7 protein-coding genes are annotated in these 11914 nt (G+C 40.7%); 3 read left to right on the plus strand and 4 right to left on the minus strand.

What is annotated here, in order from left to right; all coding sequences use genetic code 11:
- Nucleotides 1-35: 35 nt before the first annotated feature.
- Complete coding sequence (locus AC0VYA_RS22365; protein WP_475491149.1) at nt 36-1832, minus strand: glycoside hydrolase family 43 protein; 1797 nt, start codon at nt 1830-1832, stop codon at nt 36-38.
- A 190-nt stretch (nt 1833-2022) separates the two neighbouring features.
- Between AC0VYA_RS22365 and AC0VYA_RS22370 the strand changes: the two genes are divergently transcribed.
- Nucleotides 2023-2919 carry a hypothetical protein gene (locus AC0VYA_RS22370; protein WP_475491150.1) on the plus strand — a complete coding sequence of 299 codons (897 nt, stop codon included), beginning with the start codon at nt 2023-2025 and terminating at the stop codon, nt 2917-2919.
- Nucleotides 2920-2953: 34 nt separating this feature from the next.
- Here the strand turns inward: AC0VYA_RS22370 and AC0VYA_RS22375 are convergent, their stop codons facing one another.
- Nucleotides 2954-4303, minus strand: coding sequence for a sulfatase (locus tag AC0VYA_RS22375; protein ID WP_475491192.1), 1350 nt, complete (start codon nt 4301-4303; stop codon nt 2954-2956).
- 451 nt (nt 4304-4754) lie between these two features.
- Between AC0VYA_RS22375 and AC0VYA_RS22380 the strand changes: the two genes are divergently transcribed.
- Together AC0VYA_RS22380 and AC0VYA_RS22385 are read left to right on the plus strand one after the other, a co-directional pair.
- A complete protein-coding gene (locus tag AC0VYA_RS22380) occupies nt 4755-7754 on the plus strand; it encodes a BNR-4 repeat-containing protein (protein WP_475491151.1) in 3000 nt (999 codons plus the stop codon).
- A gap of 14 nt (nt 7755-7768) precedes the next feature.
- The gene (locus AC0VYA_RS22385) at nt 7769-8284 is read left to right on the plus strand and encodes a hypothetical protein (protein WP_007992388.1); all 516 of its coding nucleotides are present in this window, start codon (nt 7769-7771) and stop codon (nt 8282-8284) included.
- Nucleotides 8285-8325: 41 nt separating this feature from the next.
- Here AC0VYA_RS22385 and AC0VYA_RS22390 read toward each other — a convergent pair whose 3' ends face one another.
- Entirely contained in the window at nt 8326-10008 is a 1683-nt protein-coding gene (locus AC0VYA_RS22390; protein ID WP_475491152.1) for a glycosyl hydrolase family 28-related protein, read from the minus strand.
- A 657-nt stretch (nt 10009-10665) separates the two neighbouring features.
- A complete protein-coding gene (locus AC0VYA_RS22395; RefSeq protein ID WP_475491153.1) occupies nt 10666-11787 on the minus strand; it encodes a replication protein RepA in 1122 nt (373 codons plus the stop codon).
- Nucleotides 11788-11914 lie beyond the last annotated feature (127 nt).

Consider the following 11914-nt stretch of genomic DNA (forward strand, 5'->3'; position numbering starts at 1 on the left):
AAAGTGATTATTCAAATATTAGTTTGATTAGAACTTCATTTCCGCTTGGATTTCGGACCATCGTAATCATATTTGAACCAATCTACGTCTATATACCCCGCATCTTCTTTTTCATTCCATGAAAAGAAACCTAATCTGTCACCTGTCCATTTACCAAAACTGATAGTAAAAGTGGGCCCAAAGGGATTGAATATTTTCCCGTCGGTACTGTACTCATACGTTGCCTGATTTCTTACATTGGAAGTGCGAACGAATAGCGTGTCACTCGTTATTTCAGGGCCTTGAGTTTTATTACTCATTCCATCCATGTAAAACAGACGCGTTTTACCGTTTTCTAAGCCTTCGACACCAAGTAAATTAAAGGTACCACCATATCGAACAAAACCAGCAAGTTGCCCAGGTTTTATACCAGAGATGTCAAACTTTGCTATCGCTGTTCCGGTAGTTATCCCCATGATACGTTGGCTCAAGGTGTTATTTGCACGCCAAAAATCACCATCAGACCCGTCATTATTAGTCCATTCGTTTATCTTAGGGCCGTATTTAGCCCCTTGCGATAGTACTTTACTGGCCTTGAGTCGCAACCAGCCGGGGCGTTCTGTCAGCGACCAATGCGTATTACGTGGATTGTGGTTCCATTCCCATTGTGGCCCAAGCTTAGCGCTTGAGAAGCTATCATCAGATTTCGGCGCTGTAATTGGATAACCTTTGATTGGTTTTTCAAAACGTTTGACTGGCTCCCCTATCCCATCATTATCTTCATCGACGCCAATCATTGGCCAGTCATTTATCCAAGTAACAGGTTCTAAGTTCTGAGGCCGGCCTTGAAACGGGATATCATCATTTTGAATAAGCTGATGCATGTACCACCAACTACCGTTAGGTGCCTGCATCAATGCACCTTGACTGGCGCTGCGATCACCAAATGCAGTGCCTTTTTCTAGAACGGTACGAACTTGATAGGGCCCATAGATACTCTCTTTAGAGCGAAGTACTATTTGCTTTCTGTCGTTCTTTGGGTTTTTTACGCCGGGTTTGGTAGATGGGTCGCCCATGGTCCATTGCGCTAAAAAGATGTACCAATAACCGTCCTTCTTATAAATTTTTGCAGCTTCAGCGCCTACCCCGGTATACACAAGTTTGCCTTCGTCGAGAATTTTGGTTCCGTCCCAGCTCATTTTGTATATACGATTTTCATTCCCTTCTACTTTATTACTATCGCTTTTTTGTTTAGCTCCCGTATTAATAATCACGTATGCTTCTTTGGTATCTTCATCCCAATATACTGCGGGATCATCAAGAACGTCCGCTTTAGGGAGCATCATGATGGGTTCGCTCCAGGGCCCTTCGATGTTATCTGCAGTCGTTACCATTAAGCCATGTTGGTAGTCTATCTGGTACACGTACCACTTACCTTCGTGATAAGCGATATCACCCGCCCACACACCAAATGAGTACCCATTCATTCGGTCCCAGTTGTATTCTGGCGCCCAAGATAAATCCGCGAACGCGTGCCCAACATTCTCCCAATTAACCATATCTTTCGATTTTAAAATGGGCATGCCAGGCGACATGTGTTGTTTAGAGGTAATCATGTAGTAGGTATCACCCACCTGCTCAATGTCTGAGTCGGGGTAATCTGCATTCAAAATAGGGTTTATGTAAGTGCCATCACCTTGGTCACCAAAACTACCTGTCTGAGATTTTACTATCGTATCGCTTTTGTCCGACGTTGCAAGGTTACGCGTATCGGTCTGGCATCCAGCTAACATAGTCACAAAAATAGTAGAACAACCAATCGCCCTATACTTCATATCTCTAAATTTATTCATATTATGAGTCTTACCTGAAATCAGTGGTCAATTAAATAATTAACAAGATTTACATAATGACACATAATGATTACTATTGACAGAAGATCAATCACATTCAATCACCATCTTGCATGGTAAGGTTTGCTCTAGTTATTCGAGCATCCAAAATATCGATGCTCTATGACTTTATATTTGGGAAGAAAGAAACATGAAAGCGCTAGTTTTCGTCTTGGTCGCCGCATTATTAACTGCGGCTTGTAGTTCACTACATAAGAGCCAGTTAACCAAGAAATATGACACCGACGCAGATTTAACTGCGGTTAAATTACCAAAGGGGCAACTGGCGATAGTAATCGATGGAAACTCCCCAGACCCGGACGATATTGGTGCAACACCCGTGATGCTTAGATTGTTGCAAAGTGCAGATGCCGCTGACCGCTTAGTTCACATCTCGCACTCTTGCGATATTGATCCTTTTCGGAACAAGGCGAAATATCAAATTGATGTTGAAAATGAAAGCCGTCGCCAGCAAATTTTGCAAAGTTCGATAAACAAAGGGCTTGACCTTTTCGGCCCATTTAATAGCGTTACACATCTGTATAATTGCAGAACTCAGCAAGGCGCGGCAACCCAAGACCTAGTAAACGCGATTAACAAGGCATCCAAAGATGCTCCTCTTTGGATAATAGAAGCTGGAGAGCCTGATCTAATAGGTTATGCTTTGACTAAAGCCGATAGTGAACAGCGTAAATATGTAAAGGTTGTTTCCCATCATCCTGCTAACGATAATAGTGGAGACTATTTTACGTGGCAGCAAATATTAGATTTTGGGATTGAGGAACACCAGATAGGCGACCAAAATGTTGGCCTACAGACCCCTATTGAAGCGTGGGATTGGGCAAAGAATAGCGATCAAGCAGGACTATCGTTTATATGGGACATGCTTTCCTATGCCGAGAAAGATGGCATAGTACCATTTCAGGCAGGTAAATTCGATTGCTCAGACGCAGGCATGATTTATTGGTGGTTAACTGGAGCGGACAAAGGTGGTGTTAAAACAGCCACGCCAAATGAATTGCAACCCTTGTTACTGCAAAAACACTAAAAGTCTGTTCTTTGCTAAAATTAAACGCAAGCGCTTAATTAGCATTTGCGTTTTCAGTCAACTTTTTGAAATAGTCATTACTGGTATATTGAGAAACAGGTGACCAAGGCGCATTTACATCAGGTAAGCGCTTTTTTAGTTCATTTTTAACTGCACGATAGCTCGGGTTACCAGCTAGGTTATACCATTCATTTGGATCGCTTGAATGATCATACAGCTCTTCTGAACCATCCTCGTAATGAATATACCGGTAGCGGTCTGTTCTTATTGCATGATTGTTTGGTCCAAACGTGGTGATGGCAACTTTGTCCCACTTTTCTTGGGGGTTGTGCAACAAAGGCGTTATATCATGTCCTTGATTCGCAGAATTCGCTGGAAGCCCGCACATTTTAACTAACGTTGGATACAAGTCTAGTAAGCTAACAGGACGATTACTGACACTTTTAACTGAATTTTTCGCAGGTTTAATGATTAACGTTGTTTTTGTGGCGGTTTCCCATAACGACATTTTTGCAAAGCGGTTTTTTTCACCGACATCGTAACCATGGTCTCCCCACAGTACAACGATTGTATTGTCGGCATATTGACTCTTTTCCAAGGCATCTAGTACTTCGCCGACGTAGTGATCTACGAAAGAAATGCTGGCTAAATAAGCCTGCACCATATTCTTCCATTCACCGTTTTTTATCGCCCAATCTGTCGTCGGCATCATTTTAAATTCAGTGATCTTTTTGGCTATTTCTGGAACATCGTTCAAATCCTCTTTGAGATAGGGAGGCAAGTCGATTTCGTCGATGGGATTCATGTCAAACCATTTTTGTGGAACTGTCCACGGAACGTGTGGCCGTAAAAAACCGCCAGCAATAAAAAACGGTTTATCGTGTTCCAGCTGCAACTGATTTATTAACCAATTCGCAGTGTCGTAATCAGGCATTTGTTCATCTCTTTCTGGATACGCGCCCCAGTCAGTGTTCGTTCCTTTATTTTTCCACTTAAAACGCGTTGGCGCATAGGGACCGAAACCTTTTTTACGCCCACCGTACACATCGAAACTCCCTTTAGGTACGTTGTAATGGAATATTTTCCCAACTGCAGCTGTGTAGTAACCGTGTTGTTTGAAGTACTCACTTAGAAATATCGATTGTGCCGCTTTAACATTAGCAGATTTAATATCGTCATCTTTCACATGCCCGTAAATACCTGTTGTAGATGGTAGTAACCCCGTCATTATACTTGCTCTGGAAGGGCCACAAAGAGGTGCAGACGCATGGGCGTTGGTAAATGTAGTTGCTCGTTGTGCTAGACGATCTATATTTGGCGTTCTAGTGGTAGGTTGACCATTTATGCCCCCAGGCCAACTGTTTAAGTCATCAATAGCAAGCATCAGAACATTCGGTCTTTTTTTTAAATTTCTTACTACTCCTCCCGTATCAAAGGTGCAACTAGCCGTGAGCGCACATGCCCCTCCCAATAAAAACATCCTTCTATCGAACATAACTTTACTCCACACACCAGTTAATTTTAATGCTTATCCAAGGTATTAACGCTTTGCGTATTTCATGATTATTTCAAATAAAAAACAACATAGACCCAAATCTAAAGTCCTTTACGTAACGGTCTACCTCGATAAACAACTACCTACACAATAAATAAAAGAGAAATATTCCAACAAGAAAGAACATGACAGCATATGACCATATTTGACCATTAATAAGTGAATTTGTAAATAATGTGTAATAACATGGTTAATGCCGCTGTTGATGTATGAATTTAATTTTCAATGCAGCTTCTTAAATTATTCAAATAATTAACCCTATAACATTGAGTACACACTTATGAACGGTTTAAAAATGTTGTTGTTTTCTACAACGCTACTCACCGCATTCACGCTCCATGCGCAAGTGACATTGAAGCAACAAGTAAAGATATCCGAAGAGGGTCTCCACTTTGATGGTGAAAATCTAGATTTTAGTAACGTAACTACGCCTGACACTGGCGAGAAGTACGACTATTTTTTTGGCCCGAATATTTCAGCTCACGGAGACGCGGTTAAAACGTACAAGCATTTTGTTTTTATGACTTGGTATAAAGGAGGAAAGTCTGAGCGAAATGTAATGCTCTCTCGTTACAACACTCTCAGCGGTGAGCTATCTACAATAGAATTTCCCCACAGACACACAGGGTTCAGGGGCGACCCTCTGGTTGGTGAGTCTCATAATACTATCGGATTATCAGTAAGTCCGATTAATGGCACCATCCATATGGTGTTCGATATGCACGCTTACGATAACAATAATCACGGCGGTAAGTTCAAAGATGATTTCTTTAGGTATTCCTACAGTATTCCAGGGGCTGCCGAACTGCCACATTCAGACTTTACCTTAGATAAATTTGTAAAGGATACTAGTGAGGTTAGTCAGGGAGACAATGACTATAAGCACCTCACCATGACAGGGGACCTCAGCGATAAAGAGAATTTTGCTCGCCTTACCTACCCTAAATTTTTTACTACGGTAGACGGTACACTACTTCTTTACATGCGCTTGGGCGGCAATAACAACGGCGCTTATGTTTTCAATCGCTATGATGCAGAGACTGAAACATGGTCAACGTTCACCAAATTCAATGAAAACAACCAAAAACTCAAAGGAAACTCATACAACTGGGGCCTTTACGGAAACATGAAATACGTGAATGGCAAGCTTCGTGTTGGCTTTCAACAGCGAAGCAACGATAATTCAGACAAGTATAAATACCAGAACGGCGTCTATTACGCGTATTCAGACCATCCAGATGGTTTCGGTGATTGGAAGAATCACAAAGGCGAACCAATGACATGGCCGCTCATTAATTCCGATGAGATAAAAGTATTTGAGCCAGGTGACTATATTAGCCATACCGAAGCCAACTCAGTTTACATTGTGGGAAGCTTCGACTGGACTGTTACTGAAAAAGGTGACATCCATATTATCAGCAAAGTTCGTTCAACCGACCGCGGCAGAGCAGACTACGAAGAAGTTTATATTCATTCATATAAACCAGCCGGCGCTGAAGAATTCATAATTAGTACTGATTTCCCGGGTGCAAGTGAGATTTATACATCAGGTGACAATGTTTATATTGTAGGTTTAGAGGGCGGCCGCCCCTATGTTGAGAAAGCCCAAGGTGGCACCAACAATTTTGTTAGAGTGTATGAAGCGAGCGATGGGCCAGTATTCGATCATGGCACACTCTATATAAACGACGGTAAAGTTTACTATTACCTTATGGAGCGTACATCAGGTAACGCAATGCCTCTTTATCTTCAAATTATCGATTTGGATTTAGAGAGCGATGCGAATGCTCCTATCGTATCTTTTCCTTCTCCTTCAGTGACTGTAGAACAAGGTTTTGAGAAATTGAGCCTGAACATTTCTGCTGAAAGTCCAGTTGAAGGAAGAAGCATTCAGTCTGTATCACTTTATATTGACGATGAGCTAGTGCGTACAGACGATTCTCTACCTTTTCTGTTTGGTCATGGCTCTAAGCCTCATGAGACTGGCGCAATGGGCTGGCTTGATAGGCACGAGCCAAACCCTTCCCCTCTTTCAGCAGGACGCCACGTTTTTAAAGCGGTAGCTATAGATAGCGAGGGCGACAGCTCTACTGCAACAATGATACTCAATGTTAACTCAAATGCTCCAATCGTTTCATTTCCTCAAGAGAGCTTGGAAGTAGATCAAGGATTTGAAAAGCTGAGTCTCAACATTAGCGCAGAAAGTGCTGTTGAAGGACGCACTATTGAGTCGGTTTCTCTTTATATTGATGGCGAGCTGGTGAGGAAAGATACCTCCCTTCCCTACCTGTTTGGTCATGCTTCAAAACCTCATGAAACAGGCGCGATGGGCTGGCTTGATACTCACTCACCTAATCCGTCTCCGTTGGCTGCGGGCAGTTACGAATTTACAGCGGTTGCGACAGATAATGAAGGTGAAGAAACAACAGCCTCTATGCTGCTTGTCGTTAAAGGAGAGCCAGAGCCGCCAATCGTTACTTGGCCAAACTCAACTGTGACTGTTTATGAAGGCTATGAGAAATTAGCAATCACTATCGATGCAGAAACACCGGTGGAGGGGCGAGATATTCAGTCTGTCACCCTTTTTAGAAACGGTGAGCTAGTAAGGGTGGACACGCGCCCAGTGTGGAACTTCGGACATTCTTTTGCACCCTATGAATTTGGTGCTATGGGTTGGCTAGACCGTCATGAGCCTAACCCTTCACCTTTAGGCGTTGGCACACATACCTTTACCGCCGTAGCACGAGACAGCGCAGGACTTGAGAGTGAAACTGATATGACACTTATTGTCCTGAGCTTACCTGGGCCATCAGTCATGATAAATGAGGGTGATATCTCACTACTGACTGAATATCAAAACCTTGCTATCACTGCAGAGGCCTCTGCAGCGGATGACGATATTTCTCTGGTCAGCCTAGCCCTTTACATTGATGATCAATTGATAAGAGAAATTTATGAACCTCCGTTTATATGGGGAGCTGATGCTTATTCGACTGAATTACTATCGTTGTCGGAAGGTACGCACTTAGTACGCGTAGTCGCCACTGACTCCAACAACAAGCAGTCTGAATCAAGCATTTTTATCAACATTGATTTACTGGGCGATCTAAACAAGGACTCGGTAATAGACAAAGCTGATACGCAGCTTTTTACCTCAAAATTAAGGGCGGGTGAAATTATAGATATCCGCTATGACTTTAATGGTGATGGCGTTGTAAATAACAGAGACACAAGAGGTCTTGTTCGACGCTGTACTTATTCACGCTGTAGTTCTAATTAAAAGGAATAACGAAAATGAAGATTGCGAACCTAATACTTATTCTTGGTTTAATGATGTCCTTTTCATCAAAGGCATCGCTCATTACCTTTTCAAGTGATTCATCATCATACTCAACTGGCGATTTAATAGAGCTAGAGGTGTTTATTAACAAAGCTAATCCAGCAATAGATTTTCTTGAGATTGTATGGGAGTTTGACTCCAGTCTATTTGAGTTTGAAATGCTTACTATTACTGATAGTGTTTTTGATAACTCATATTTTGACGACGCTTTTGCCTCAGGGGATGAATTGTTACTTCAGTTAGGACTTTTTGCTGATTGGGATAGCTTCCTAGGTACATCGTTTACATTAGGAACATTCAGCTTTATTGCTTTAGAAGACGGTGTGTCCTCACCAGAATTATTATTAACAGAAGTACTTGCACAAAACATTGACTTTGAGGAGATAAATGCAAAAGCGGTGCCTGCACCATCAAGCTTGGCAATATTTTGTATTGCAGGAATTGTACTTGTCAGAACACGAATGATTTAAATTAAACGGTCCAAGGACTGAAGCCTTGGGCCGCATTCCCCTTACTTTTCTAGTCTTTTTTGTTTCTGATATTCGTAAAGAGAAGGTATAGCTACTTTTGAATTGATGTCGGCAATATACGGTGAAGGGTAATGTTCTACAGCAAGCTTTCTATTTCCATACATACCAATCACTCTCGCATCGGGCCCTTCTGTTTTCCCTAAAATTCTCACGGTTTCATTGCTATTAGCACCACTTTCAACAAATATTTTTGCGTTCCACGTTGTGTTATAACGCCCATGACCAGGTTGCCAGTACCCTGCCCCACCGCCAAACCACAAATCGTAGTAAGGGCCTTCTTCATCACGCACTGCCTCTATATGAAAAATCATGTTGTCATAAAGGTTTTGATGGTTAGCCCCTGCGTGCTGATCTAACGAAGGTTGAGTGAAAGCTTCTCCTCGCAAAAACACACTTTTAGTCGATTTGGTGTTCATGCTAAAAGTATGCACGGTCGGGTTTGATATTTTAACATCCTCAACTAAAAAATTATGTACGCTGCCAAGGTGAATACCATAATGGCCAAAACGTGCTCCATAGCTGTGTATGTTCGAGATAGTCACGTTTCCGCTATTTTCGGTCAGTATAGCGCTATCTGCATTATTAAAGGTTACATCTTCTATCCAACCGTTGAACACACTGGTTAAATAAATACCGTTGAAACCCTGTTCAACGTGATGTCCATAGGTATCTCCCGTTGGGAATTGAATTGAGATCCCCTCAATACCAACTTCTTCTAAGTGCTCCCATGATGATAAGTGGGCAGGTATATCTTTGTTGATGTCATGTAAAAGAGGATCGGCTATCTCAATCATATTCCCGCTCACTGATTTTACTTGAGTGGGTTGCATTACTAGTGGACGATTTGGAAAATCAAAATGATGCGAACCGATCATTAGGTCGGTGTCTCCATAAATTGACTTTATAATGCCGGCTCGTTTACCGTTTTTGTTGTGCCAATCTATTCTCAGTACGTCGCCAACCGAAATTTTTGATGCGTCGCTAACTTTTAAAGCTTTCGTACCTCTTTTACCTTCTGTGATCGTCGCTAACTTTGGAAGTTGCTCATCCAATTCCTCTAAGTAAGGTACTGGCCGAGTACCTTCTTTTTGAATCCATATCACCCCTCCAGACCAAGAGTACTCTGAGAAATAATCATCTATATAAATCTCAGCATCATGTTGTTTTTTGTTATGTAGCCTCAGATAGTTTCTCAATTCATCTAAAAGAGGTGTTTTATCAATAATTGAAAGAGGCATTGGAAAGTAAAGCTGAGTGCCTTGCGTACCCATTCCCTTTCCACTAATCGTTATATTACTGCGACTAATTCTAAGAATGTCTTTAATAATGAAACGCCCTTTCGGAAAAGACACTGTCACATGTCCTTTTACTGAGTGTGCAAAGTTTAAGGCACTTAGGATCGCCTTTGTATCATCTTTATTGTCATTAGGGAATGCGTCAAAATCCGTTATACTTATATATGTGGTGTCAGCTTCGGTAGCAATTTCCTTTTCACCAAAGTGGTATCCCGCATATGAAAAATCAGGCATATACACATTGCTACCATCTTTTGATATTTCGGGGGTTGTGTCAGCTAGGGTGATATTAGGGAAAATTATTAGTATAGAAACTAAAGCGTGGTGATGTATTAAATCAGCGAGGGGAATCAACGTTGGTATCTTCATCACATATCCTTGTCATAATATTGTAAATAAATTGCTTTTTATACGTAACACTCAATATACAATCAGATTCTTTCATTTACAATCATTTGAAGTTTTGTGGCTAATTCTTCCATATTATGGTTTTTGAAATGCTTGATATAAGTAGGTGAGTTACAGAGGGCGCTTTATAAGAATTGGTTTTTAAGCTTAGCTGGTTTTTTTATTTATATTTATTTACTTAAGATCTACTTGAAAGATCTACTTGTAGTCTTCTACAAGCTAGGTTTCTAAAGGGACACATGGATGTGCCCTCTGAGTTGATCGATGCTACTCCGACATGATCGCTAAGTTCTCCTATTTGATCGCCAAATTCTCTCAGTTGATGTTATAAAACCTCCGACTTCATACTATAAACCCTCTTAGATCATGCTATTTAAATTTTACCATTCCCTGACTTTTGTCCCGCTGAGTCCTCTGTAAGTCCCTATAATACAAGAAAGATTTATAAAAATATAAAAAAAAATAGAAATATAAATTCAATAAAAATTAGCCAAATAAGTAAATTTTTTTATTAGATCGGTAATTATTTATATTTGTGAATAGTATGAAGTAAGAGGTTTTTAATAAATATAAAAAAACCAGCTTAAAGCTGGTTCTAAATATTTTAGGAATTTTGGTTTATCGGGCTGTTACTTGAGTTTTACTCGGAATGATTACCATCGCGTTATTCTTGATAAGTACATTACACTCTGGCCAGTATTTCTTTACCAGTATCAGTGCTTTTTCTGCTTTGTCTTTGAACCTCCATGCCTCACCCTCTATGCCAAATTGCTTCATTAGATCTTTCAGTTTGATGGCGATTAACCGTTTGGTATTCGTACGGTACGAGATGAACGCATATAAGTCCAAAGCCAACGGACTTTTCTTTAAGCTTTTGATCGTTTCTAGGCTAAGTGGCACTGGATGCGATTTAATTTCCTTGTAGTAAGTATCTGATAGCCTCACCGTTGCTTCGGCTCGTTCTGTCAAATTTCCTCTTACTATCTCAAAAGTGTGTTTCTCATCGAATAGCTTGAAACTTTTCTTGCTCGTTCTAATTTCTATTGTTCCGTTATCCAACAGTATTTTTTCTTGCTGTTCGTGGCCGAATTCAGTTTTATACAGTTTTTCTAGTTGCGCCATAACTTGGTCATTTGTTCCACCCTCCACGTATGATGCGGCGTAACCAAGTGACTCAACAAATTCTTTAATATTCTGGCCTAAACTAATAGTGTTAGAACTGTACTTAACCGCCATTGTGTTCAAATAAAGAATAATAAGGCGCGGAATGCCACCCCAAGGTAAGGTTTCTTCGCCGATGGAACTAATAGTTAATTTATTGTTCGGGTATTCGGTTACTAGAACTTGTTTATTCGTTTTAGATGTAGGTAATGTGTGGGAGCAAAAGGTGGAATATTGATAGCAAATATCTTGATCACTTTGCTGCTCTAGTTCTTTAAGCGCGTCCTCTACTTGTTCAGAGATACTCGTTTGGTCTGTTATCGTAGGATAAATTTTAACGAAAGCGTCCGTTACCGCACGCGGCGTAAATTCGTCAGCTGTTTCTATTGCCTCATCTAATGCACTTTTGACTGTTTTTGGATCATAGTGACAGTCCCTAATATTATGAAGGTTAAGGGCTGCAGAGTGCAGAGCTCCAATATGGATATCTTGACCCTCAAATAAACTTTTTAAGTAGAAAAGATAGTCTTCTTTGGCTGCTAACATTCCTCTTTTTATGACTGAGGTTTCGTTTTCCATTAAAAATCTTCTTAGTTTTATATATATTGAAATAAACGTTAAGTTTTATTTTTTTTTATATTTTCTTATATTAGTATAAGTAATAAGAACCAACGCGATTTTTACACGAAAGAAGGAAGCAGATCAA

The sequence above is a fragment of the Paraglaciecola sp. QJM3NY_14 genome (genome assembly GCF_056173245.1).

Coding starts and splice junctions, on each gene's coding strand:
- AC0VYA_RS22365 (WP_475491149.1), bottom strand. CDS start 1,832: ATGAATAAATTTAGAGATATGAAGTATAGGGCGATTGGTTGTTCTACT.
- AC0VYA_RS22370 (WP_475491150.1), top strand. CDS start 2,023: ATGAAAGCGCTAGTTTTCGTCTTGGTCGCCGCATTATTAACTGCGGCT.
- AC0VYA_RS22375 (WP_475491192.1), bottom strand. CDS start 4,303: ATGCTTGCTATTGATGACTTAAACAGTTGGCCTGGGGGCATAAATGGT.
- AC0VYA_RS22380 (WP_475491151.1), top strand. CDS start 4,755: ATGAACGGTTTAAAAATGTTGTTGTTTTCTACAACGCTACTCACCGCA.
- AC0VYA_RS22385 (WP_007992388.1), top strand. CDS start 7,769: ATGAAGATTGCGAACCTAATACTTATTCTTGGTTTAATGATGTCCTTT.
- AC0VYA_RS22390 (WP_475491152.1), bottom strand. CDS start 10,008: ATGAAGATACCAACGTTGATTCCCCTCGCTGATTTAATACATCACCAC.
- AC0VYA_RS22395 (WP_475491153.1), bottom strand. CDS start 11,787: ATGGAAAACGAAACCTCAGTCATAAAAAGAGGAATGTTAGCAGCCAAA.